We start from the raw sequence: 25331 nt of genomic DNA, 5'->3' as shown, positions 1-25331 counted from the left end.
TGAAGTAACCAAAAATGCCCCGGATCTCACGATCCGGGGCATTTTTTATGCACGCCACAAACCTGTAGGAGCGAGGCTTGCCCGCGAAAGCGGTGGATCAGTCAGCAGATATTTTGAATGTGAAGGCCCCATCGCGAGCAGGCTCACTCCCACAGGGGATATGCGGAGGTCATGGAGATATTGTCGGCAATAAAAAACGCCCCCAACCGTGAGGCCGGGGGCGTTTTTTTGTCAGGCGCGAAGGTTACTTCGCTTTGACACCTTCAAACGTGATGTACAGCTCAACCGCGTCGGAGGTTGGGCCCAGATCTTTTTGCTTGCCGAAGTCGGAGCGCTTGATGCTGGTGGTGCCTTCGAAGCCGGCACGGTAGCCGCCCCATGGATCCTTGCCTTCACCCAGGAAAGTGGCTTTGACCACAACTGGCTTGGTCACGCCCAGCAGAGTCAGGTCGCCGGCTACATCAGCAGTGTCTTTGCCAGCGGCGTTTTTGCCGGTGGATTTGACGCTGGTGGAAACGAAAGTGGCCTTGGCGAACTTGCTGACGTTCAGGAAATCAGCGCTGGCGATGTGCTTGTCGCGCTCGGCGTGGTTAGTGAACACGCTGGCGGTATTCACGTTGAACTCGATCTTGCTGTCTTCTGGCTTGGCAGCGTCGAAGCTGAACTTGCCGTCGATGTCCTTGAAAGTACCGGTGATGTAGCTGTAGCCCAAGTGGCTGATCTTGAAGTCGACGAAGGCGTGCTGGCCTTCCTTGTCGACGGTGTAGTCAGCAGCCATCACGTTAGCGGACAGCAGAGCGGAACCGATTGCCAGAGCGGCGAGAGTCTTTTTCAACATGCTTTCTATTCCTTTGGAGTTGAGGTTGAACTTCAAGCTTTGCGGCCGAGCATTCGCGTCAGCGTCGCATCACGGTCGATAAAGTGGTGCTTCAATGCTGCCAACGCATGGAGACCGGAAAAAATTACCAATATCCACGCCAGGTAAAAATGAACCACCCCAGCGGTGTCTGCCTGGTCCGGTAGTCCGGAAACCAGTGCAGGAATCTCAAACAGGCCAAACACCGGAATCCCGACACCGTCTGCGGTGGAAATCAGGTAACCGGCAATCATCACAGCGAACAGGCTGATGTACAGGAACGAATGACCGAACTTGGCGCCGATGCGCGTCATCCGGCTGTAGCTCTGCAACGTCGGCGGCGGTGGGCTGATAAAGCGCCACAGCACACGCAGCAACATGATCGCGAACAGCGTCAGGCCGATGCTTTTGTGCAGGTCCGGCGCGTCTTTGCGCCAGGTGCTGTAGTAATCCAGCCCGACCATCCACAGGCCCAACGCGAACAGCCCGAAGACCGCCAGCGCCACGCCCCAATGCAGGAACACGCTGACCCAGCCATAACGAGAAGAAGAGTTACGTAGCGGCATTGCTCAAATCCTGTGAGAACTGCGAACAAGACTAACGAGTTATCTATCGAATTAAAGCGGAAAATTTCGCTTTGAAATATCGAGAAATACGATCAAGAGTCTCCAAGTGGTGAGTTAAGGAAAGATTAAAGGCGAATTTGTGTCGGGCTGTGAGGCGAATGTCGAGAAATAGGTGTTGGTGCGGACGACGCTATCGCGAGCAGGCTCACTCCTACAGAGAACCGCGTGGCGTCAGATGCAGGAGCGAGCCTGCTCGCGAAAGCCATCTGCCAGGCAAAAAAAAGCGCGGCCCTCAGTCCGCGCTTTTATTCACCGCAACGCCTTACTGCGCTTTGGTCTCAGTCGCTGCAGCCGGTTTTGCCGCAGGCTTTTTCGCCGGTTCAGCTTTCTTCGCCGCCGGTTTGGCCGGGGCTTTTTTAGTCTCGGTTTTTGCCGCAGGTTTCTTCGCCGCAGGCTTGGCCGCTTTCTTCGCTGGCTCGGCTTTGACCGGTGCCGCAGGCTTCGGTGCTTCCACCGGCGCCGGGGCCGGGGCTACCACTGGAGCTGGCGTCGGGGCTGGCGGCGTTACTGGCTCAGGCGCCTTCACTGGTTGCGCTTTCTTCTCTTCGTCCGCAGAACCACCGAACAGATTGCCGAAGAAATTGCTGAAGACGTTGCCTTTCTTCTGCGCTGCCGCGCCCGCCGCTACTGCGGTCGCTGCCGGAACCACTTTCGCCGGTTCAAACGACTTGCCCGCCGCCAGGTCTTCAACCTGACTGGCCGCGCGCTGGCCGGTGCGCAAGGCGCCTTCCAAAGTGCCCGGGTACAAGGTGTCGGTGTGTTCGCCGGCAAACGCTACGCGCTGCAGCGGACGTTCCCACAGGCGCCAGTATTTGCTGATCTGGCCTGGGCCGAAGGCCAGGTAAGCGCCGCCCATCGACGGGTCGGTGCTGTAACGGCGGATTTCATAACCGGTGAACGAACCGCGCGCCTGTGGATAAAACGCGTGCAGGCGAATCAACACCTGATCGACCATCTGCTTGTCGCCGAAGGCCTGCATCACCCGCGCATTGTCACCGGACAGGTTGATCACAACGTTGGCGCCGCCCTTCAGCGCCGGTTCAATCCACAACATGCCGAGGCCGGCGTTGCTGTAGATCTCGCCGGACATGCGCGCCTTGCTTTCCCACACTGGAGTCTTGAACTTCAGCATGATCTGGTCGCGCCAGCCGTAGTTGGTGCCCTTGATCGCGCCGAGGTGCTGCGCGTCCAGCGCCGGGGTCATGCTGATCTTGTTGAGGGCGCGCAATGGCACCGCGACCACCACATAATCCGCCTGATAACCAACGCTGCCGACTTTGACGGTCACGCCGTCCTTGTCCTGGACAATCGCCGACACCGGTGAGCTGGTCTTGATGGTTTTCAGTTGTTTGACGAAGGCCTGAGCCAACACCGGGCTGCCGCCGAGCAGGCGCGAAGCCCGCAGGTCACGGTCGGAAACACCGCTGTAGACGCGGTTCTGCTGTGCGAAATACAGCAGCGACAGGCGCGAAGGTTCGTCGTAACGCGTACGAATCTGCTGATTGATCAACTGACGCGCCGTTGCTGGCAGCGACAGACGGTCGAGCCAATTGGACACGTTGATCTGATCCAGCGCATGCAGCGTGTTGTTGGCGGCCGGGTTTTGCGGGTCTTCGATCGAACGCGCCAGATCATCGACGGTTTTTTCGTAGCGCTTCAGCGCTTCGGCAGTCACCGGGTCCTTGGTGGCCAGATCGGCGGCGGTGAAATAAACACCATCAACCAGGTAGCCGGGTGTGCGCACGAATTCGGGCGCTGGCGTGGTGCTCAGCTTGAACGCCGAAACGTATTTGTTCAGCACCGGTTGGGCCTTGTCGTTGCCGATCCACTCACTGGTGGCCATGCCGGAGCGACCGCCCAGGCTTGGTTTGGCTTCCAGCAGCGTGACCTGCCAGCCTTTGTTTTGCAGTTCGTACGCCGCCGTGAGGCCCGAAAGCCCGCCGCCGATCACGATCGCTGTTTTATCCTTGGCCAGCGCCGAAACGCTGAACAGCCCCAACATCACCAGCGCACAGGCGCGCAGCCAACCAGCAGACATTCAGCGAACTCCGGAAATAAGCGTAGGAAAAATCAGTTTTGCGAGTCAGACGACTCAAAGAATCGCGAAGAATACGTCAGCCATCAAAACGCCGCCAGCGACGTCTATCGCCCCACACAAAGTAGCTCAATCGACACAATGGGTTGCTCGGGCGGGGTTGTTCCGGCGCGATGCATTGCATAGGCTTGCGCGATTGTATGTCCGCGCCTGTCGCGGAGCGCCTCGAGGAGACTGTAAATGGGCCTGAATAATCAGTGGATGCAACGGGATCTGGCCGTTTTATGGCACCCGTGCACCCAGATGAAAGACCACGAACAGCTGCCGCTGATCCCGATCAAGCGCGGTGAAGGCATCTGGCTGGAGGACTTCGAAGGCAAACGCTACCTCGACGCCGTCAGTTCCTGGTGGGTCAACGTGTTCGGCCACGCCAACCCGCGCATCAACCAGCGCATCAAGGACCAGGTCGATCAACTGGAACACGTGATCCTCGCCGGTTTCAGCCATCAGCCGGTCATCGAGCTGTCCGAGCGTCTGGTGAAGATGACCCCGGAAGGCCTGACCCGGTGCTTCTACGCCGATAACGGTTCGTCGTGCATCGAAGTCGCGCTGAAAATGAGCTTTCACTATTGGCTCAATCGCGGCCAGCCGAACAAAAAGCGCTTCGTCACCCTGACCAACGGCTACCACGGCGAGACCATGGCGGCGATGGCGGTCGGCGACGTGCCGTTGTTCACCGAAACCTACAAAGCGCTGCTGATTGACACCATCAAAGTGCCGAGCCCGGATTGCTACTTGCGCCCGGAAGGCATGAGCTGGGAAGAACACTCGCGCAACCTGTTCGTCGCCATGGAACAGACCTTGGCCGAGAATCACGACACGGTGGCCGCGGTCATTCTCGAGCCGTTGATTCAGGGCGCGGGCGGCATGCGCATGTATCACCCGGTGTACCTGAAGTTGCTGCGCGAGGCGTGCGACCGTTATGGCGTGCACCTTATCCACGATGAAATCGCCGTCGGTTTTGGCCGCACCGGGACCATGTTTGCCTGCGAGCAGGCCGGTATCCGTCCGGACTTCCTGTGCTTGTCGAAAGCGTTGACCGGCGGTTATCTGCCGTTGGCGGCGGTGTTGACCACCGACGACGTCTACAGCGCGTTTTACGACGATTACCCGACCCTGCGCGCCTTCCTGCATTCCCACAGCTACACTGGCAACCCGCTGGCGTGCGCCGCCGCGTTGGCGACGCTGGATATTTTCGAAGAAGACAACGTCATCGAGAACAACAAGGTCCTGGCCCAGCGCATGGCGACGTCCACCGCGCATCTGGTCGATCATCCGAACGTCGCCGAAGTGCGGCAGACCGGCATGGTTCTGGCCATCGAGATGGTCAAGGACAAGGCGACCAAGCAAGCCTATCCGTGGCAGGAACGGCGCGGTTTGAAGGTGTTCAAGCATGCGCTGGAGCGCGGTGCCTTGTTGCGGCCGCTGGGCAGCGTGGTGTATTTCCTGCCGCCGTACGTGATTACCCCGGAGCAGATCGACTTCCTCGCCGAAGTGGCCAGCGAAGGCATCGACATCGCCACGCGCGACAGCGTCAGCGTGTCAGTGCCGAAAGAATTTCACCCGGACTTCCGTGATCCGGGCTGACAGTCACCGCAAAACCCTGTGGCGAGGGGGCTTGCCCCCGTTGGAGGCCGAAGGACTCCCATCCCCACTCAACGCGGTACATCAGTTACACCGTGCTGAATGGATTGCGATTGCTTCGCAGCCGAACGGGGGCAAGCCCCCTCGCCACAAATCGTCAGCCGCCACAAAAGCGATTCCGAGCCAATTTTTCAGAGAACCCAGATGAGACTCTCCCGCTTCTTTATCGACGCCCCCCTGAGTACCGGCGAGCACGAGTTGCCCGAGGCGCAGGCCCATTACATCAGCCGGGTGCTGCGCATGGCCGAGGGGGATGCGGTGCAATTGTTTGACGGCTCGGGCCATGAGTTTCGCGGCTCGCTGGTGGACGTCGGGAAGAAACGCGTGGTGGTGCGGATCGATGAGAGCTTTCGCGGCCAGATCGAATCGCCGCTGCAGATCCACCTCGGCCAAGGCCTGTCCCGTGGCGAGCGGATGGACTGGGCAATCCAGAAAGCCACCGAGCTGGGCGTGACTGAAATCACCCCGATTTTCACTGACCGCTGCGAAGTCCGCCTCAAGGACGAACGCGCCGACAAACGTCGGTTGCACTGGCGCCAAGTGGCGATCAGCGCGTGCGAACAGTGCGGACGCTCAACAGTGCCGGTGATTCATCCGCCGCTGTTGTTGGCGGATTGGTTGAAGCAGACCGACGCCGAATTGAAGCTGGTGCTGCACCCGGTCGCGGAACCGCTGGTGAGCCATGCCAAACCTGCAACGTTGGCGTTTCTGATCGGGCCTGAAGGCGGGTTGTCGGATGCGGAAGTGGATCAGGCTAAAAGTGCCGGTTTCCACGCCGCCCGCCTCGGCCCGCGAGTGCTGCGCACCGAGACCGCGCCGGTGGTGGCGTTGGCGGTTGCCCAGCAATTGTGGGGGGATTTCTAAACCGCTATCGCGAGCAAGCTTTGCTCCCACAGGGTCAGGGTTGCCACCGAGCTTTCGACGGCCACCGACCTGTGGGAGCAAGGCTTGCCCGCGATGGGCTTACCTTGACCTACAGGACATAAAACAATATCGCCACAAAGTGCAGCACACTCCCGGCGATCACAAATAGATGCCAGATCCCATGCGCATGCCGCAACCGGTGATCCAGCGCGAAAAAGATAATCCCCACCGTATATAAAACCCCGCCCGACGCCAGCCACGCGAAGCCCGTAGCGCCCAGCGCCGCGAGCAAAGGCTTGACCGCCACCAAGACAATCCAGCCCATCACCGCGTAAATCACAATCGACAAAATCCGCGCCTCCGAACGCGGTTTGATCTCCTGCAAAATCCCGATCAGCGCCAACCCCCAGACAATCCCGAACAACGTCCAGCCCCACGGCCCGCGCAACGTCACCAGGCAAAACGGCGTGTAGCTGCCGGCGATCAGCAGGTAGATCGAAAAGTGATCAACCTTCTGCATGATCTCTTTCTTGCGCCCGCGCACGCTGTGGTAAACGGTCGAGGCGCTGTAGAGCACCATCAAGGTAAATCCGTAAATCGCCACGCTGACAATCTTCCACGGACTGCCGTCCATGCTTGCAATCACCAGCATCCACACCGCGCCAATCCCTGCCGCGACGGCCCCGACCAAGTGCGTCCAGGCGTTCAATCTTTCCCCGTGATACATCTGTTACTCACCTCAAAATTCGCTACAACATGGCGCAAGGCTCAGCCCTTGAGACTAAAAGCGCAATGTTTCAAGACACATATCCCCTTGCAACTTGCATCGTGCACAATCGAACCATTCGAACCAGAGTCCGGCCCATGCTGATCGACGAAGAGTTGACCCTGAAAAAACTCGAGGTGTTCCTCGCCTTCATGCGCACCGGCAACCTGGCCCGTGCCGCCGCCGAATTGCAGACCAGCAACGTCAGCGTGCACCGCGCGATTCATTCCCTCGAAAGCGCCCTGCGCTGCCCGTTGTTCAAGCACGAAGGACGCAACCTGACGCCGCTGGAAAGCGCTTACGTGCTGGAAGAACGCGCGCAAAAGCTGATTCAGGACGTCGTCGAAAGTGTGCGCCTGACCCGCGAAGCGGCCGGGTTCTCGGCGGAACGTTTCAAGCTTGGCTCGCTGTATTCGCTGACGGTGAAGACCGTGCCGCAGCTGATCATGGGCCTGAAGATCCGCCGCAGCGAACTGAATATCGACCTGATCCTCGGCTCCAATATCGACCTGTTGTACAAGCTGAAAAACATGGAAGTCGACGCGATTCTGGTGTCGCTGGACGACAGCATCCACGACGCCGACTGCGAGCATATTGCGCTGTTCTCCGACGACATCTTCCTCGCTACGCCGGCAGACTCGAAGTTCGCCCAGCGCGCCGAAGTCGACCTCGCGGAAGTGCGCGACGAGACATTCATTACGCTGACGCAAGGCTTCGCCACGCATCAGGACGGGATTCGGGTGTTCAAGCAGGCGGGGTTCGAGCCAAAAGTGGCGATGCAGGTCAACGACATCTTCACCCTGCTGAGCATGGTCAGCTCGGGCGTCGGTTATGCGCTGCTGCCGGGGCGGATTGCGGCGGTGTACGAAAACCGGGTGAAGCTGATTCCGCTGCAGGAAAAGTACCGATTGCAGCAGCACATTGGCGTGGTGTTTCTGAAAGCCAAGGAGCGTGATCCGAATTTATTAGCGCTGCTGGCGGAGTGTCGGATGTACGCCAATCGGAATGTGGTGGTATGACTGAGAACCACCCCTCACCCCAGCCCTCTCCCCAGAGGGGAGAGGGGGAAAGGGAGCCGATACGGGGCTTTTCAAACCTGAGTTCAACTTTTAATCGCAATGGATCTGCTTTTCAAAACCTGAGTTCGGCGCGATATTTCAGGTCGATGTAGCTCGAAAGAACAACTCGGTCAGTCCCCTCGCCCCCCTGGGGAGAGGGTTAGGGTGAGGGGTGGATCTTGAGCCCTACCCCACAATCCCGCGAACAATGAAGTACAACAACGAAGGCCCCAACAAACACCCAAGCCCGGTATGGAACGTCGCGGTCAACGCCCCATAAGGCACCAACCGCCGATCCGTCGCCGCCAGCCCCGCCGTCACGCCGCTCACGGTTCCGGCCAAGCCGCCGAAGACCATCGCCGAGCGCGGGTTGTCCAAGCCCATCCATTTCGCCGCCATCGGCGTGCCGACCATCACCAGAATCGCCTTGATCAACCCGGTGGCAATCGACAACGCCACCACATCCGAACTCGCGCCAATCGCCGCCCCGGTCACTGGCCCGACGATGTAAGTCACCGCGCCCGCGCCGATGGTGGTCATGCTCACCGCATCGCGATAGCCGAACGCCCAGGCAATGCTCGCGCCGACAATAAACGGCAGGATCGTGCCCAGCAGCAGCGCAATCACCCCGATCATTCCAGCCTTCTTCGCCTCGGTGGCCTGCACCTCGAACGCCGTCGCGACAATCGCAAAGTCGCGCAGCATCGCGCCGCCCATCAAACCGATGCCGGAGAACAGCGTCAGGTCCGCCAGGCCTTTTTGCCCGCCGGTCATGGTGCCGCCGACCCACGCCAGCACCAGGCCGATGACAATGGCAATCGCCGAGCCGTGAATCCGCCCGAACGTCAGGCGTTTCGACAACACCACCGACACCCACATGATCACGCCGACAAACGCGAACGCCGTGACCAGACCGTTATGTTCCAGGCCTTTCTCGATGAGATCCCACATATCAGCGCCCCCCTACCGGCGTGCCAACCGGGGAGATTTCCTGCGGTTCGTCGGGCAACGGTTCGCCCTTGTGCGTGCGGCTGATCAGCGCAATCGTGCCGCCGCAAATCACCACCGAAGCGATCGCCGCCAGCACCGCCACCGGGCCGCCGTGCAGCGCAGTGACGACGTTTTGCTGCGCCGCCATCGCCACCACCACCGGAATGTACATTGCGCCCCAGAAGCCGACGCCCATCTCGCAATCCTTGGTCATGCCGCCGCGCTTCTGCATCCACAGCCGCGCGCAGATCAACAGGATCATCGCGATCCCGACCCCACCGACGTTGGACTTCACGCCCAGCAACACGCCCAGCGCGTCACCCATGATCACCCCTGCCAGCGTACAGATCGCCAACAGCGCCACACCGTAAATAATCATTGTTGTAGTTCCTCAAGTTGCGTCGTCGAATGTTGTTTTTGTTGTTCGAAGCCTGAGTCGGGTGATCTAGAGTTGGCGGGTTCCCTCCTCACGCAACAGCGCTTGCAAGGTGTCGAGCCGCGCACCGTCGAAGGCGATCACGCTGCCCTGCTCGAACACCCGGCGCGCCAGCCCGGTCAGCACGGCGCCGGGCGGCAGTTCGATCTGCAGCCGCACGCCGCGCTCGTAAGCGCTTTGCACCGTGCCACGCCAATCGACGACGCGACACATGTTGAACGCGAGGTCGTCGCGCAAGGCTTCAACATTGCTGATCGGCCGGGCGCGGCTGCCGCTCAGGTAGCCTGTCGCCGGGGTTTGCAAACGTACCTTGGCGAAGGCTTCGGCAAGGGTTTGCGCCGGCGCATCCAGCAGCGGGCAGTGCGACGGCACGCTGACGGCCAAGCGTTTAGCCAGGCCTGCGCCGCGTTGTCTGGCCAACTGCGCCACGGCGTTCATCGCTTCATCGCTGCCGGCAATCACCACTTGGTTATCGGCGTTGATATTGGCCAGATACACCGGCGTTTCTTTGCTGTGAACCTGCGCCAGCAGCGTTTCGACGGTGGATAAATCCAGGCCGATAATCGCGGTCATGCCGTAGCCCTGTGGATAAGCCTGCTGCATCAGCTCGCCGCGCAGGCTGACCAGATGCAGCGCGTCGCTGAAGCGCAAAGCACCGGCGACCACCGCTGCCGGATAGGCGCCGATGGACAGCCCGGCGACATACTCTGCGGCCATCGCCAGTTGCCGTGAAGCCGCGACACCAGCGATCAGCAGGCACAGTTGAACCGCTCTGGTCGATCGCAACGCGTCGGCAGAATCGAGCAGCAAGACGTCTTCGCCGAGCACTTCACTCGCCTCGTCGAGCGTTTCCCGAGGCAACCGATGGAGCATGCCCGGCTGCTGCGCGCCCTGACCGGGGAACACCAGCAAACTGCTCACGCCGCTTGCTCCTGCGGGTGCCACGGATCCATCACCAGACAGGCCTGATGAGCGTTTTTCAACAGGACCCGGCGCGCTGGCCCGGCCCATTCGCGCAGGGCGACGGCGCCGCAAGGTGTCTGCAATTGCAGGTCAACCTGGCAGGCTGCGTTGTCGATAATCTTCAGTAGCGCCCGAGCCTGGGCACGGCTCAAGGGTTGCGGCGTACGCAGAATCAGATCGAGATCGCTGCGCTCATGCAGCGCTTGAACACCGCTGGCCAACTCAAACCCGGCGCTGCCGCTGATGCCCCAGACAAAACCACAGCCATCGAGCATCGGCCGCAGCTGATTCAGTGCACGTAACGCCGGCAAATCCCGATCAACCAGAACGTGGCAGAGGTCTTCCGGTTTGACCCGACGCTGAATCGCTTCGACCGCCATCAGCGTGGCAAAACGCTGCTCACGCAACGGCCCGCGCACGCCGACCGCGATCTGACCCGGCGCGCTCAACGCTCGCCGAACCACCACCGGATGACTGGCACTGAGCGCTTCGCTCACCCACGCCGGCGCGTCCGCAGGCAACTGCTGCGGGGTCATGCCCCAGAGCAAGTCATGCGCCAGAAACGTCTTCACCACTGCGCTCTCAGCAATTCGCGAACCTGGCTCGACGCCGCGCGGTTGCTGGCGCCGAGGCGGCTGCTGAGGTCGCAGCCCTTCGCGGCGACATCGGCCATCGCTTGACCGAGGCATTCGCTCACGCGCGACACATCCTGCGCCGTCGGCTGTTCAATCTGCTCCACTGACAAGGTTTCCCAGAGCAAACCGAGGCTGGCGTAACTTTCAATGTCATAGGCCATCGGCGGCACGCTGGCGGCCAGCGCTTCGAGTTCCTCGACACTGCGCAAGGTCACCCGCGCTGCCGAAGCCTTGCCCATCGCGTGGACCATGACGCCCGGATCGCGCAGCGCAATCAGCCGGTTGGCTTGATAACCGTGGGCGAGAAATGCGCCGGACATTGCCTTGCCGACCAGCAGACCGATCACGGCATGGCCGGCCAATCGAGCGCGCGCGTAACTGTCTGCGGCACCGGCCAAGGCTTGGTGAATACCGAGGGCTTCTTCGCGGCGACCGTAGGCTTGGCTTGGTACGTCGACGATGGCGATCAAAGCGCGCTTCTGCGATTTGTCACTGTCGGCCGCAATAACTTCCTCCACGGCTTTGGCCAAACCCCAACCTTCAAGCAATCCAACCTCGCCATTGCGCGCACGGGCGAAGCGGTTGTCGGGATCGGTCACCACAGCGATAAATCGCACGGTTTGGTCGCCCAAAACACCGTCGGCGACTTTCAGCGAGGCGGGCAAACCTTCAACAGGTTTGGCGCCGCTGCTCAAAGCATTGAACCAGTTCAAACCTCTCATGAGCGCTCTCCTTGATACAGATCGCGAACCACTGAAGGTTCGATTTGCGGTTCAGCATCCAGCCGCGCCAAACGCTGCAGAAACAGTGCGGATTGCTGGCTACGTTGCTGCGCCGGCAAACCTTGCTTGAGCAAATCACTGACCTGCTGCTGAATCTGCGCCACATCATCGGCGACATAACGATCCGCCAAACCACTGGCAAACCGCTGCTCGCCACCGGTCAGGCTCCAGATAAACGGACGATCCCGCGAGTCGTATTCCTCAAGACCCGCTTCCTGCTCGATCACCTGCGGACCATTCAAGCCAAGCCGCGCTTCTTGGGTCACCAGCAGATAACTGCACAACCCGGCCGCAATCGACATCCCGCCAAAACAACCGACACTGCCGGCCACCACGCCAATCACGGGTTGGTACTGGCGCAGATCGACAATCGCTGCGTGAATATCGGCAATCGCCGCGAGCCCGAGATTGGCTTCCTGCAACCGCACGCCGCCGGTTTCCAGCAACAGCACGGCGCGGGTTGGAATGCCTTTGCGGTTGTCTTCGGCGGCCAGTTCCAGCGCACCGGCGATCTTCGCGCCGCCGACTTCGCCGAGGCTGCCGCCCTGAAACGCGCCTTCAATCGCGGCGATCACCACCGGCAATCCACCGATGCTGCCCTTGGCGATCACCACGCCGTCGTCGGCTTGCGGCACCACGCCCTGGCGCGACAGCCATGGCGACATGACTCGTTGAAAAGGGTCGAGCAATTCGCGAAAGGTCCCGGCGTCGAGCAAGGCTTTCGCCCGTTGCCGGGCGCCGAGTTCTACGAAGCTGCGTCTTTGCAGGGATGGCTGGAGGAGATCAGTCATGGCCAATCTCCTCAAAGCCTTGCTCCAGACGCAGACGCACCACGCCCGGGGTCGCGCCGAAGTCGTGGATATCGATGACCATCGCTGGCGGCGTCTGCCCGTCGAACATCCGCGCAAACAGATGCTGCCAGCGCTGTTCGGCACCGTTGACCGAGGTCTGCACCTGAATCGTCAGTTTGCCGGCCTGCCCCGGTTCGATCAGCACTTCCAGATCGCCCGAGCCGACACAGCCCACCAGCGTCCGCCCGCGCGGCGGCTGCCCGGCGGGGAATTCAAAGGATAAGGTTTCCATCAGAAAGCTCCGGACTCGATACGGTCGATGAACAGGCAAGCGGCGAGCAAGTCAGCAGCGCCGCCGGGCGAGGCGTTCAACGCGATTAATTGTTGGTCCAGCTCATGCAAACGCCGACGCCCGCCGAGGCTGGCACTGCCGCCCGCGTCGAGCACCGCTTGCGCGCCGAGTTGCATGGTTTGCAGACCGGTTTCGCCGGCGCGGTAGAGCACACAGGTGTCGGCCAGTCGGGTCATGATTGCGAGCAAGGCGTCGAGGCGCGCGTTCTGCTCGCCGTGACCGAGGGCGCGGCTGCGCTTGAGTTGCGGCAATGCGCGTTGCAGCACTGCCGGAAAACCTAGCTGCGCTTCTTCGCGGGCACCGCGCGCGCCGTAGCGCTGGGCGACTTGGGCGCCGTGGCTGAGTGGGCGTGGGGCGAAGCGGTCGTCGAGTAACGCCAGACGTGCCGCGCACAACGTGACGGCGCTGGCATTGGTGGTGATGTTTTCCAGTGCGGCGGCGGCGACCAACAGGCCCAACGCCCAAATTGCCCCGCGATGGGTATTTACGCCGTTGGTGGTGGTGAGCATGGCTTGCTCGCCTTCGCGGCCAATGCGCCCGAGGGCTTCGCGCAGCGGCAAACCGACGGCGCCAAACTGGATCGCCGCCTCGGCCATTTCCTTGAACGCCGGCCACAGTGACAACGCCGAGGCGTGCATCAAACCGAGGTGCAAATCGCTGTGTGCACCGTTGCCGCGACGGTCAACCAGTGCCGGTTTCGGCGACAGGTCCGCTTCGTCGATCAGCGCGTCGACCGCCAGATCGGCCAGCCGATCGGCCAGCGTCAGCGGTTTGGATTGCAGATTAAGTGCGTGCATTTACCAACTCCTGAACTTGGCGGGCGGGTTGTAGAGGCCGCCGGACCACTCGACCAGATCGGCCACACTTTTCGCCGCGAGCAATTCGCGGGTGGCGTCGGTGCGGCGGATGCCGAGGTCTTCGGGCAAGGCGATCAAGCCTTCGCGGCGCATGCGCGCGGTGTCTTTCGGGTTGTGGCGCAGACCAATAGCGGTGACGCCGGCGACTGCGGCGATCATGGCTTGGCGTTCCTCCAGCGAACGCGCCTTGTACAGATAGGCGATGCCTTCTTCGGTCAGCAAGTGAGTGACGTCGTCGCCGTAAATCATGATCGGTGCTAGCGGCATACCGCTTTTACGCGCGACTTCGACCGCGTCGAGGGTTTCGACAAAGGTCGGTTTGCCGCCCTCCTGGAACGTCTCGACCATTTGCACCACGAGTTTTTTACCGCGTTCGAGCAAGGCTTCCGGCGCATCGTCGTGGCGCATGTCGAGCCAGGCCGGGGTGCCGTGGCGGCGACCGCGCGGGTCGTGGCCCATGTTCGGCGCGCCGCCAAAACCGGCGAGGCGCCCGCGAGTGACGGTGGAGGAATGGCCATCGCCATCGACTTGCAGGGTCGCGCCGATGAACAAGTCCACCGCGTATTGCCCGGCGAGTTGGCAGAACATCCGGTTGGAACGCAGCGAGCCGTCCCGGCCGGTGAAGAACACGTCCGGCCGCGCGGCGATGTAGTTTTCCATCCCGAGTTCGGTGCCGAAGCAATGCACGCTTTCGACCCAGCCACTTTCGATCGCCGGGATCAGCGTCGGGTGCGGGTTGAGCGTCCAGTTACGGCAGATTTTGCCTTTGAGGCCGAGGGATTCGCCGTAGGTCGGCAGGATCAATTCGATGGCGGCGGTGTTGAAACCGATGCCGTGGTTCAGCGACTGCACGTTGTGTTTTTCGTAAATCCCGCGAATCGCCATCATCGCCATCAACACGTGCACAGGCTTGATGTGCCGTGGATCGCGGGTGAACAGTGGCTCGATGTAGAACGGCTTGTCGGCCACCACCACGAAGTCGACCCAAGATGCGGGGATGTCGACGCGAGGCAGGTCGCTGACGTCGTCGACCAATTGGTTGACCTGGACGATGACGATGCCGTCGCTGAAGGCGGCTGGTTCGATAAGCGCTGGAGTGTCTTCAGTGCTCGGGCCGGTGTAGATATTGCCGGCGCGGTCGGCCATGAAACCGGCCGAGAGCACGACGTTGGGGATCAGGTCCACCACCAGTCGCGCATAGAGTTCGATGTAAGTGTGGATCGCGCCGATTTCCAGCAAACCGTCTTCAAGCAATTGGCTGATGCGCAGGCTCTGGGTGCCGGCGAAGGAGAAATCGAGCTTGCGAGCGATGCCGCGTTCGAACAGGTCGAGGTGCTCGGAGCGCCCGACGCTGGGCATGATCATGTGCAAGTCGTGAAGCTTGGCCGGATCGGCCTTGGCCAGCGAGCGCGAGAGGAAATCCGCCTGTTTCTGGTTATTGCCTTCGAGCACCACGCGGTCGCCGGGCAAGATCAACGCCTCCAGCGCCGCGACAATCTTGTCGGTCGGCAACACCACGCCGTCGGCCAAACCTTTCACCAACTCAAGCCGCCGCTGCTTCTCGCTGCGCCGCCGCGTCCATCGCGCGTTGGGGGAAATTGTTGTTGTCATGACCACTCCACGGGTTCGCTGTCGTGGGAGCCACCTTAGGAGCGTTGGGTGGGGGGTATCAATCAAGCAGAGTGTTGGATTGTTACGGTTAGGGTAATGGTTTGAAATATTGGGTGGCTGTTAGATCCACCCCCTCACCCTAACCCTCTCCCCAGAGGGGCGAGGGGACTGACCGAGTTGTTCTTGGAGCTACATCGACCTGAAAGACCGAGCCGAACTCAGGATTTGAAAGGCGCAGCCGTATAGATCTGAATGCCCGGGTCGAACTCAGGAGTTGAAAGGCGCAGCCGTATAGATCTGAATGTCCGGGTCGAACTCAGGATTTGAAAAGCGTGGAGATCTGCTCCCTTTCCCCCTCTCCCCTCTGGGGAGAGGGCTGGGGTGAGGGGTGGATTTCGGATACGCCTGGTTTTTATGTTCAAACACCCATCCCAATCGACCAGTCCCAAAAAAGGACCGATCAGTCCCTTTTTGGGACTCTTCAACCCTTCCCCGCCAAATGGGGATTTGTGTTTAAAAGTTGCGCGACAGGAGGGGTGAGCGGCTACGTGGTCTGGCGTTGTTGCCTACAGCAATGCGGGAAGCCGCTGACTGGTGGGGTTTTGCGTTGATCGTTATCGTTTCCGGGTCGCTGCCAATTCAGCGACCGGGTCTGGAAACCCGAGAACAGGATCAATGCACATGACATACTGCGGCGCTTTTTTTGCCCCGTAGCTCTAAGTTATGGCGGCTGTGCGTGGGAGACCTTCGGGTCTGCCGGGTTTGATCCTTTCTCGGTTTTTCCAGTCCGCGTACAGCTGCCACCCTTTTCGTCTGGAAAACGAAAAATGGCAGCTCCATTACTACAAGGATCTTCGCCATGTTCAAACCAACTCCCAACCCGCCGGAAACCGACACCAGTTCCGAAGCCTCCCTCGAAGCCGAAAAACTCAAGGAAGCCGCCGACCGCGTCTTCGCCCATTACTTCCCGCCCGCCCAAGAAAAACCGGGCAAGCGCCGCAAACACTCCCTCTTCACCGTCTCCCCCGATATCGACACCGAAGCCCTTCTGGCCAATGCCTCCGAAGACCTGCTGTCCATCAGCGCCATTGCAGCCGATCTGGCGGACGATGTAGAAGGATCACGCCGCTCGGTAGCCTTGGCGCTCAGCCGCATGGCCGATGGGGTGCAGTTGTTGGTGGAACGGGCGTTGGATCATAACGAGGCGTTGCAGATGAACGCTCAGGCCGGGGTTTAGCGCAGAAACCCTTGTGGCGAGGGGGCTTGTCGGAACGCCGCATCGCCCCGTTCGGCTGCGCAGCAGTCGTAAAATCATGGCGTGGGGTGTACCTGATACACCTCGGTTACAGGTTTTGGGGCCGCGTCGCGATCCAACGGGGGCAAGCCCCCTCGCCACAGGGATCCGGTCAGACCAGACCCGCACTTACAAGCAACTCCTCCAGCGCCAACAAATCCGGCACCTTCGCCACTTGTTCCCCAATCTGCACCGCCGCTTGTTCCAGCGGGCACAGCGGCACATCGACGTAGCTCAACTGACTATCGAGCTTGTAAGAGCGCGGAATCCCCTGCACCAGCAGCGCGATGAATTTCAACTCCGGGCGCCCGCCGAGCGCGTTGAGGATGACGATTCTCACGCGTTCGCCGATCACCACTTTGCTGCCGCACGCTGACTCGAAACTCAGCAACGGAATCTGCCGATTACGCCACGTCACCAGGCCCAAATACCACGGCGGTGTGTCGAGGTCGAATGCCGCCGGTTGATAGTCGATCAACTCGGCGACCGCGACGTTCGGCAGGATCAAATTGCGATCCGCCAATGGCAGCAACAGCCCGGTGAGGTTGCTGGTACGATGTTCATGCATGGGTTTTGCTCCACAGCGCGATGCTTTCGAGCAGCACGGTTTCCTGATACGGCTTGCCGAGGTAGTCGTTGACGCCGATGGCCATCGCGCGGTCGCGGTGTTTCTGGCCGGTGCGCGAGGTGATCATGATGATCGGCAAGTGCTGCAGACGCTCGTCGGCGCGCACTTGGGTGGCAACTTCGAAGCCATCCATGCGCGGCATTTCGATGTCCAGCAGCATCACGTCGGGCAGGTGATCTTCGAGCAGGAGCATGGCGTCGACGCCGTCCTTGGCGGTCAGCACGTTCATGCCGTGGCGCTCGAGCAAACGGCTGGTGACCTTACGCACGGTCACCGAGTCATCCACCACCAACACCAGCAACGGTTTATGCGGCTCGGCTTCCGGTTCCTGAGTCACCCGCCGTTGCGGCACGCGCGTCTGCATGGCGCGGATCGGCGCGAGCAAATCGATGATCAGCACCACCCGCCCGTCACCCAGAATCGTCGCCCCGGACAAGCCCTGCACCGCCGCGAATTGCGCGCCGAGGCTCTTCACCACAATCTCCCGCGTGCCCGCCATCGAATCCACTTGCACGGCGATGTGCCGCTCGTTGCATTGCACCAGCAACACCGGCAATGGCAGGCTCTGGCCCAACAGTTTCGGGCGTGTGCTGGTTTTCAGCAGTTCGCCGAGGTAGCACAGTTCGTAGTCCTGCCCGGCGTATTTGTAGGTCGGCGGATCGAGTCGGTAATGCCCTTCGAGTTCGCTGGGCAGCACGCGGACGATGCCGTCGATGGTGTTCAGCGGGATCGCGTATTGATCCTCACCGCACTGCACCATCAGCGCGCGGTTGACCGACACGGTGAACGGCAGCCGAATGCGGAAGTGCACGCCCTGCCCCGGCACCGAGTCGATGACCATGCTGCCGCCGAGCTGCCGCACTTCCTCGTGAACCACGTCCATGCCGACGCCGCGCCCGGAAATCTGGGTGATTTTCTCTGCAGTGGAAAACCCCGGTTGCAGGATGAATTGCAGCACGTCGCGGTCGCTGATATCGCTGTCCGGCGCGAGCAAACCGCGCTTGATTGCCTTGCGCCGCACCGCGTCCAGCGGCACACCGGCGCCGTCGTCGCGGATGTCGAAAATGATGTCGCCGCCCTCGCGCGCCAGATCGAGAGTGATCCGTCCCTGCGCCGGTTTGCCCGCCGCGAGCCGCACTTCGGCGGACTCCAAACCGTGATCCACGGCGTTGCGCAGCATGTGTTCGAGCGGCGCGGCCATGCGCTCCAGCACATTGCGATCCATCTCGCCCTCAGCGTTGCCGACGACGAACTCGACGTCTTTACCGAGCTCGCTGGCGACCTGACGAACGATGCGTTTCAAGCGCGGCAGCATTCGTTCGAACGGCACCATGCGCGTGCGCATCAGGCCTTCCTGCAATTCGGTGTTGATCCGGCCCTGCTGTTGCAGCAGGTTGTCGGCATCCTGATTGCGCCGGTCGAGGGTTTCCTTGAGGTCGAGCAAGTCCGAGGCGGATTCGAACAACGCGCGCGACAGTTGCTGCAACTGCGAATGACGGTCCATTTCCAGCGGATCGAATTCTTCGTAACCGAGGCGTTCGGCCTCGACTTGCTGGCGGCTGAGAATCCGCCCCTGGGTTTCGGTGTCGATCCGCCGTAACTGATCGCGCATGCGCTCGATGGTGGTTTCCATCTCGTTCAACGCTACGCGCGCATCGTTGACCTGTTGCTCGATGCGGCCACGGAAGATCGACGTTTCGCCGGCCAGATTGACCAGATCGTCGAGCAATTCGGCCGAGACCTTGACCATGTCGGCGCCCGCATCCGGCGCCGGCGCTTCGGGTTTTACAACAATCGGCGCAGCTGTCGGCACGCTGATCGGCGCTACCACCGGAGCAACAACAGCATCAACAACCGGCGCTGGCGGCTCAGCCTGATGGTTGAAGTTCTTGATCGCCTCGATCAACCGATCCGCGGGCGGACACGCTTGCCCGGCGCGGATCGCGTCGAGCATCTGCGCCAAGCGGTCCTGGCTGCTTTGCAGCAAGGTGAACAGCGCCGCCGTCGGTTGCAGCATGCCCGCCGACAAGCCTTCGTAGAGGAATTCCAGTTCATGCGCCAAGTCACCAATCGGCGCGATTTCTACCATCCGCGCGCCGCCCTTCAGCGTGTGCAGATCGCGCAGCAGGGTTTCCACTTCCTGGCGATTGGACGGCTCGGCCTGCCAGCGCAACAACGCCGCGCCGGAGTTTTCGATGATGTCGAAACCTTCTTCGAGGAAGATCTCCAGCAGCTCCGGATCATGCCCCGGGGAATCGGGCGCGGCGGGCGGTTCTGCCGTTTCAACGCTGTTCGAATGGCTTTGGCGGAACTGCCGGATCGCTTCGATCACTTCGTCGGGATCGCCCAACGGTTGCTGCTGTTGCTGCTGTTGCAACTGCTCAAGCAGCAGCGCCAAGCGGTCATGACTGGTTTGCAGCAACTGCGCCAGCGCGGCGCTGTGGCTGTAGCGGCGGTCGACCAGGCCTTCGTAAAGGTTCTCCAGTTCGTGCGCGAGGTCACCGACCGCCTCGATCTCGGCCATCCGCGCGCCACCCTTGAGCGTGTGCAAATCGCGCTGCAAGGATGACAGCGGCGCGGCGTTGTCCGGGTCGCCGAGCCAGCGCTGCAAGGCCTGGCCGGCGCTTTCGAGAATATCCGCGGCTTCTTCGAGGAAGATCGCAACGATCTCGTCGTCGTGCTCGATGTGCGTCGCGGTGTGCGACAGCTCGGCGGTGGCATTGCCGAGTTCACGAATGCTCAGCGTGCGGCTGCCGTCGCTGCGAATCAGGCCCATGGCCGACGGGTCGAGGCTGGTATCGAGCAAACCGCGCAAGGCCCGGACCCGCTCCGGTTGCGGGCTGACTTCCTGGCCGGCGGCCAGTTCGTCGAGCATGTTGATCAGCGCTTCATGGGCACTTTGCGCCTCATGGAAAAAGCCGTCGCTGACCGCTAGGCTGCTCTCTTCCACCGCGCCATAAAGGTCGAGCAAGGCTTCGCAGAGTTCGTCCACCGGGTGCAGATCGGCGAGGTGCGCGCCTTCGCCGAGGGTGGTCAATTCGTCGAGCAACGCGCTGAGTTCCTGGCGCTCGCCGGGGTGTTCTTGCCAGCGGCGCAGCAGGCTTTCGGCGTCGAGCAGGATGTCCATGCCCTGGGCGAGAAAGTTGTTGATCAGTTGTGGATCGCGTTTGACCCGCAAGCCACGGTTCGGCGCGCTGAGCAGCGCTTCGAGGCGTTCATCGAACAACGCGTGAGTGCGCTCGATCAACGAGCGCGCGCCGGGAATCTGCGCCAGCGGATCCGTCTTGAGTTGGCGCAAACCGAGGCGGAACAAGCCTTCGGCTTCGAGCAGCAATTCAACTTCGTCGAGGTCCAGCGCGATCAAATGCGCCTTGTATTCACGCGCCAGTTGGTCGAGCGGCCCGGCGAGTTCGGCAATCGGCAACACACCGGCCATCGACGCGCTGCCCTTGAGCGTGTGCAGTGCGCGCTGCAATTCATCGCTGGCCTGCAACGGCACGTGCTCGGCGGCTTGATCGAGGAAACGGTTAAGGCTGGCGAGGTGGGTTTCAGCCTCGTTGCGGAAGATCTCCAGCAACAGCGGATCCAGCGCCGCGACGTCTTGGCTGTCTTCATCGGCCAGCGGCGCATCGCCCTTGGCCAAGGCATGTGCGCGCGCGGCCAAACGGTCGACATCGTCGCGCTGACGTTGCGCGTTGGCGGCAAATTCGCTGATCAGTTCCGGCAGCAATTGCAGCGCATCGCCGAGCAATTGCTCGACCGCCGGGCCGGGCGCGACGCTGTGTTCGAGCACCCGATTGAGCAGGTTTTCCACGGCCCAGGCCAGTTCGCCGAGGACCAGCGCGCGGACCATGCGGCCACTGCCCTTCAACGTGTGGAAGGCCCGGCGCAGTTCGCTCAAGGCCGGTTTGTCGGCGGTGTCGGCCGCCCAGCGCGGCAGGTATTCGCGCAGTACGTCGAGGACTTCGTCGGTCTCTTCGAGGAACACTTCGCGCAGCTCATCGTCCACCGGCTCTTCGCCGGAGGGCGGCGGCAACAGGCTGCCGGGCGTGTTCAGCGCGGGCGGATTGACCGCCGACATCGGGCTCGCCAGCACTGCCGCCAGCGACTGCGCGGCGGTGGGGTTGTCGATCTGCTGCAGGTCCTGCAGCGCCTGCGCGCCATCGGCACTGAGCACGTCTTCGAGCAGCGGCACAGTTGGCCCCGGCCCACGCTTTTCGCTGGGGAAAAACCCGAGCAACGCCAGACCGTTTTCGCCGACATCCAGCAACTGTTCGCCCGGCGCTTGCGGGTCATCGTTCAGGCGCTCGAGGTAATACTCGATGCTGGTGATGACGTCGGCGAGGTGGTCGAGTTGCTGCCAGCCGGGGTGGTCGGTGTCGACCAGCAGGTGTTCGCGGATGAAGTCGTTGCAGGCCTCGATCAGGCTCGCGGCGCGGCTCAGCGGAATCATCGCCAGCGCGCCCCGCACCTGCGTGAGCAAGTCCGGCAGCGGTTGCAGTTGCGCGCGGTCCCAGTCGGCGTCGATGTAGTCGACGATGATGTCCTTGGCTTGTTGCAGGCAAATCCGCGCTTCACGAATGACAATCTGGTGAATCTGCGTCAGGTCGGTGGTCGGCAGACGGCTGTCTTCCTGGCTCTCCGGCTCGACGGTGCCGACCATTCCGGCCAGCGTCGCTTCGACGTAAAGCAAGGCACCGGCAACGTCCATCAGGATCGCGTCGTTGGGTTCGCGCTGGCCCTGGACCAGGCTCAACACCACCGCCAATTGGTCGATGATGACCTTGCGTGGCTGGCCAAAACCGAGCACCGCCAGGGTGTCGGCGATCTGCCGCAGAGGCGACAGCAGGCTGTCGAGGTCGGAGGTGTGCTGGCGGTCGCTGCGCACGAACAGGTCCAGGCGTTCCTTGACCCGCACCAGCTCTTCGCACAGCGCGGCGAGCACCGAGCGCATCGCGTCGCGGTCAGGGCCGGCGAGGCGCGCGCGCTCTTCGTCGAGCATCGCGCTGTCGGGCAGCGCATCGTCCAGTCCGTAGCGATCTTTCATGGTCAGCATCTGCCCGGTGGGATGTTCGGCTTTGGCAATGTAGAACAATAAACTTTTCAACAGCTCCGGCGGCGGCGCCTGATTGACGCCGGGCATGCCTTGTTCGAGCAGACGCTTGAGCTCCTTGTCGGCGTCCTTGAACAAGCTGCGCAGCGCCGGGCTGTTGGCAATCGCGCCGTTGCGCAGGCCTTCGACCAGCGCCGAAGCGACTTGCCACAACGGGCTCAGCGGCGCATCGACGCACAGCGCTTCAAGCCTGGCGAAGACTTTGCTCAGGTAATCCAGATTGGTTTCGCCGTCCTGTTCACGGAGCAAACCGACCAAGGCCATTTGCAGCATTTGCCGCAACTTGCGCAGCACATCGGCGAATTTTTCCGGTTCCAGCAGCGCCAGTTCATCGTCATCCAGCGCCGGCAATTCCGGCAGTTGCGGGCTGAACAGGCTGGTCTCCGACAGCAGGCTTTCACCGCGCGCACTGCGCAGATCGTTGATCAACGGCAGCACCACCAGCGGCAAATCACGGCGCGCGCTTTGCAACCGGTCGAGGTAAATCGGCAACTGGCCGAGCGCCTGGCGTAACAGGTGAATGGCTTCATCGCGATGATTGACGCGGTCGTGTTGCAAGGCTGCGGTCAGTTGTTCCATTTCTTCGGCGAGCAGCGCCGCGCCGTAGAATTCGACCATTTGCAAACTGCCGTGAACCTGATGGATGCACGCCAGGCAATCGTCCAGCGCTTGCGTCGCCTGCGGGTCATCAAGCAACACTTCCAGTGCCTGATGAGCCTGCTTCAGCGTTTCGGCAATCTCGCCTTTGACCCATTCGAGGGCCACATAGTCGTGCCGATCACCCATAACCACTCCAATCTGTTCTGCTTACGCCCGCAAGCGTTTCAAGCGTTGTCCGCGGCCGGTCTGGGCTCGGCCGGCAAGGTGAAACCCGACACCGAGCGGCGCAGTTGACTGGCCATTTTCGCCAGGTTGCCGATGCTTTCGGCGGTCGCCGTGGAGCCGGACGACGTCTGCGAGGTGATCTGCTGGATCACGTTCATGGTCAGGGAAATCTGCCCGGCCGACGACGTCTGTTGCTGCGCCGCGTTGGAAATACTCTGGATCAGCGCCGCGAGGGTTTTCGAAACCCCTTCGATCTCTTCCAGCGCCACCCCGGCATCCTGCGCCAGCCGCGCGCCACGCACCACTTCGGTGGTGGTCTGCTCCATCGAAATCACCGCTTCATTGGTGTCAGTCTGGATCGCCCGGACCAGCGTTTCAATTTGGCGGGTCGCGGCGGATGAGCGCTCGGCCAAGCGCTGCACTTCATCGGCGACCACGGCAAAACCGCGCCCGGCATCCCCGGCCATCGAGGCCTGGATCGCCGCGTTGAGCGCGAGGATGTTGGTCTGGTCGGCAATGTCGTCGATCAGGCTGACGATGTCGCCGATTTCCTGCGACGACTCGCCCAGCCGCTTGATGCGTTTGGCGGTGTCCTGAATCTGTTCGCGAATGTTGTCCATGCCGTGGATGGTGTTGTGCACCACCTCGTTACCCTTGTTGGCAATTTCCACCGAACGCTCGGCCACCGCAGAGGATTCGGCGGCGTTGGCCGAGACCTGATCGATCGATTGCGCCATGTCGTTGATCGCCGTGGACGCTTCGCTGATCTGTTGCGCCTGATGCTCGGAAGCCTGCGCCAGATGCATCGCGGTGGCCTGGGTTTCCTGCACGGCGGCGGCGACCTGGCCGGCGGTGAGGTTGATGGTCGCCACCAGATCGCGCAGTTGGTCGACGGAATAGTTGATCGAGTCGGCAATGGTCCCGGTGAAGTCTTCGGTGACCGAGGCCGTCACGGTGAGGTCGCCGTCGGCGAGGTCTTCGATTTCGTCGAGCAAACGCATGATCGCGTTCTGGTTGCGCTCGTTTTTCTCGGCGGTTTCCTGCAACTGGCGGTTGGTTTCCCGAACCATCACCAGGCCGATGAGGATGATCGACATCAGCGCCAACAGGCCCAATACATAACCGCCGATGGTGTCGGTATTGCGCCCGCCCGCGAGGTTTTCGAAACCGCTGGCCAGGTGCGAAGCCTCATCGAGCAGGGTTTGCGAGAGGGTGAAAATGCTGGTGGCCGCTTCGCGAACCTTGAACAGTTCGGGCGAGGTTTCGAGGATTTCATCCACCGAGCCGGAGACGAATTCGAACAGCTCGGAAATTTCCGTCAGGCGCGCGCGGGCGTCCTTGTCTTCCACCTGGCTGACGCGCAGCGCCGGGTCGCCCTGCAACATGCCGTTGAGCACCTGGCCGAAACGCGCGGCATCGCGGCCAAAGGCGTCGGCGGCTTGCTGCGAGTTTTCGTCGCCGGACAATACCGTGTTGACCGCGCCGAGGATGCGTTCGGCCAGCAGCGACTGACGCTGGGCCATCGCCACTTGCGCAGCCGGGGCGCCGCGTTGCAGGAGGATTTCGACGACTTTTTCGTACTCGACCTGCAACTGCGGCACGGTTTCAGCCAGGGTCGCGGCGACCTGGTGCAGCGACAATACGGTTTGTTCGCTGGAGAGAATCGCGTCGGTGTTTTTCAGCAAGTGCTCCCAATCCAGCTGCACCGCGCGCATTTGCGGGCGCACGATGGATGGCGCGGGCGGCAGGCCGGTGTTCGGGTCGCCCTTCTTCAGGTAACCCCAGCGCTGGGCAAAGTCGTTGCGCGCATCGCTGAGCAACTTGAACGCGGCAGCCTTGCCGGCGGCGGCTTCGGTGGCGTTCTTGGCAATGCGTTGCGAGAGCACACGCAGCTCACCGGCGTGGCCGATGTACTGTTTGTCGTAGGTGGCCTGAGTGTTGAGGTAAGCGAAGTTGGCGAACAGCAGCATGATGAAGATGATCAGCGCGATAAACAGCACGATGATCTGCGAGCGACTGCGCGACCCTTCTGGCTTGCCTGTTTTTGCTTTTGTCATCGGTCCTCGCCTGTACTGCCCAATTCAACCCGCCCCTGTAGGAGCGAGGCTTGCCCGCGAAGGCGTCGTGTCAGTCGACATTAATGTT

General features: G+C 61.6%; 20 protein-coding genes. 4 read left to right on the top strand and 16 right to left on the bottom strand.

Translation table 11 applies throughout. The features are described 5' to 3' along the window. Positions 1–244: 244 nt before the first annotated feature. The 3 genes from BLU01_RS15000 to BLU01_RS14990 form a co-directional block, all read right to left on the bottom strand. Positions 245–838 carry a YceI family protein gene (locus BLU01_RS15000; protein ID WP_092276884.1) on the bottom strand — a complete coding sequence of 198 codons (594 nt, stop codon included), beginning with the start codon at positions 836–838 and terminating at the stop codon, positions 245–247. Between the two features lie 32 nt (positions 839–870). Continuing rightward, positions 871–1422 (bottom strand): cytochrome b, encoded by a 552-nt coding sequence (locus BLU01_RS14995; RefSeq protein WP_092276881.1) that lies wholly within the window; start codon positions 1420–1422, stop codon positions 871–873. Between the two features lie 322 nt (positions 1423–1744). Next, a complete protein-coding gene (locus tag BLU01_RS14990) occupies positions 1745–3520 on the bottom strand; it encodes a flavin monoamine oxidase family protein (RefSeq protein WP_092276878.1) in 1776 nt (591 codons plus the stop codon). A gap of 237 nt (positions 3521–3757) precedes the next feature. Between BLU01_RS14990 and BLU01_RS14985 the strand changes: the two genes are divergently transcribed. Both BLU01_RS14985 and BLU01_RS14980 read left to right on the top strand, forming a co-directional pair. Continuing rightward, complete coding sequence (locus BLU01_RS14985) at positions 3758–5164, top strand: adenosylmethionine--8-amino-7-oxononanoate transaminase (protein WP_092276875.1); 1407 nt, start codon at positions 3758–3760, stop codon at positions 5162–5164. A gap of 201 nt (positions 5165–5365) precedes the next feature. Continuing rightward, entirely contained in the window at positions 5366–6085 is a 720-nt protein-coding gene (locus BLU01_RS14980) for a 16S rRNA (uracil(1498)-N(3))-methyltransferase (protein WP_092276872.1), read from the top strand. 109 nt (positions 6086–6194) lie between these two features. Here the strand turns inward: BLU01_RS14980 and trhA are convergent, their stop codons facing one another. Continuing rightward, positions 6195–6812, bottom strand: coding sequence for a PAQR family membrane homeostasis protein TrhA (trhA, locus tag BLU01_RS14975; RefSeq protein ID WP_092276869.1), 618 nt, complete (start codon positions 6810–6812; stop codon positions 6195–6197). A gap of 137 nt (positions 6813–6949) precedes the next feature. Here trhA and BLU01_RS14970 point away from each other — a divergent pair, with 137 nt between their 5' ends. After that, a complete protein-coding gene (locus tag BLU01_RS14970; RefSeq protein ID WP_092276866.1) occupies positions 6950–7870 on the top strand; it encodes a LysR family transcriptional regulator in 921 nt (306 codons plus the stop codon). A gap of 225 nt (positions 7871–8095) precedes the next feature. Here BLU01_RS14970 and madM read toward each other — a convergent pair whose 3' ends face one another. From madM to mdcA, 9 genes are all read right to left on the bottom strand, one after another. Then, positions 8096–8860, bottom strand: coding sequence for a malonate transporter subunit MadM (gene madM, locus BLU01_RS14965; RefSeq protein WP_092276863.1), 765 nt, complete (start codon positions 8858–8860; stop codon positions 8096–8098). Position 8861: 1 nt separating this feature from the next. Continuing rightward, positions 8862–9278, bottom strand: coding sequence for a malonate transporter subunit MadL (gene madL / locus BLU01_RS14960; protein ID WP_092276860.1), 417 nt, complete (start codon positions 9276–9278; stop codon positions 8862–8864). Positions 9279–9344: 66 nt separating this feature from the next. Then, positions 9345–10256 carry a malonate decarboxylase subunit epsilon gene (mdcH, locus tag BLU01_RS14955; RefSeq protein WP_092276857.1) on the bottom strand — a complete coding sequence of 304 codons (912 nt, stop codon included), beginning with the start codon at positions 10254–10256 and terminating at the stop codon, positions 9345–9347. Continuing rightward, positions 10253–10873 (bottom strand): malonate decarboxylase holo-ACP synthase, encoded by a 621-nt coding sequence (locus tag BLU01_RS14950; protein ID WP_092276854.1) that lies wholly within the window; start codon positions 10871–10873, stop codon positions 10253–10255. The genes mdcH and BLU01_RS14950 overlap by 4 nt, the downstream gene beginning before the upstream one ends. Next, positions 10867–11655, bottom strand: a complete 789-nt coding sequence (gene mdcE / locus BLU01_RS14945) for a biotin-independent malonate decarboxylase subunit gamma (protein WP_092276851.1) — start codon at positions 11653–11655, stop codon at positions 10867–10869. Before mdcE ends, BLU01_RS14950 begins: the two co-directional genes overlap by 7 nt. After that, positions 11652–12506: a biotin-independent malonate decarboxylase subunit beta gene (locus BLU01_RS14940; protein ID WP_092276848.1), complete on the bottom strand. Its 855-nt coding sequence runs from the start codon at positions 12504–12506 to the stop codon at positions 11652–11654. The genes mdcE and BLU01_RS14940 overlap by 4 nt, the downstream gene beginning before the upstream one ends. After that, positions 12499–12798, bottom strand: a complete 300-nt coding sequence (locus tag BLU01_RS14935) for a malonate decarboxylase subunit delta (protein ID WP_092276845.1) — start codon at positions 12796–12798, stop codon at positions 12499–12501. Before BLU01_RS14935 ends, BLU01_RS14940 begins: the two co-directional genes overlap by 8 nt. Beyond that, positions 12798–13655, bottom strand: coding sequence for a triphosphoribosyl-dephospho-CoA synthase (locus BLU01_RS14930; protein ID WP_092276842.1), 858 nt, complete (start codon positions 13653–13655; stop codon positions 12798–12800). The genes BLU01_RS14935 and BLU01_RS14930 overlap by 1 nt, the downstream gene beginning before the upstream one ends. After that, positions 13656–15326, bottom strand: a complete 1671-nt coding sequence (gene mdcA, locus BLU01_RS14925; protein ID WP_092276839.1) for a malonate decarboxylase subunit alpha — start codon at positions 15324–15326, stop codon at positions 13656–13658. It abuts the gene before it with no gap. An 859-nt stretch (positions 15327–16185) separates the two neighbouring features. Between mdcA and BLU01_RS14920 the strand changes: the two genes are divergently transcribed. After that, positions 16186–16563, top strand: a complete 378-nt coding sequence (locus BLU01_RS14920) for a DUF6124 family protein (RefSeq protein ID WP_092276836.1) — start codon at positions 16186–16188, stop codon at positions 16561–16563. A gap of 169 nt (positions 16564–16732) precedes the next feature. Here BLU01_RS14920 and BLU01_RS14915 read toward each other — a convergent pair whose 3' ends face one another. Genes BLU01_RS14915 through BLU01_RS14905 form a run of 3 tightly spaced genes read right to left on the bottom strand, consistent with a single transcriptional unit; the run spans position 16733 to position 25243 of the window. Beyond that, positions 16733–17188: a chemotaxis protein CheW gene (locus BLU01_RS14915; protein ID WP_092276833.1), complete on the bottom strand. Its 456-nt coding sequence runs from the start codon at positions 17186–17188 to the stop codon at positions 16733–16735. Continuing rightward, positions 17181–23147: an Hpt domain-containing protein gene (locus tag BLU01_RS14910; protein WP_092276830.1), complete on the bottom strand. Its 5967-nt coding sequence runs from the start codon at positions 23145–23147 to the stop codon at positions 17181–17183. The genes BLU01_RS14915 and BLU01_RS14910 overlap by 8 nt, the downstream gene beginning before the upstream one ends. A gap of 38 nt (positions 23148–23185) precedes the next feature. Beyond that, a complete protein-coding gene (locus tag BLU01_RS14905; protein WP_092276827.1) occupies positions 23186–25243 on the bottom strand; it encodes a methyl-accepting chemotaxis protein in 2058 nt (685 codons plus the stop codon). Positions 25244–25331 lie beyond the last annotated feature (88 nt).

Origin of the sequence: Pseudomonas prosekii, assembly GCF_900105155.1 — a bacterium.
Taxonomy (GTDB): Bacteria; Pseudomonadota; Gammaproteobacteria; order Pseudomonadales; family Pseudomonadaceae; genus Aquipseudomonas; species Aquipseudomonas prosekii.
This window is presented reverse-complemented; position numbering and strand designations above follow the sequence as displayed.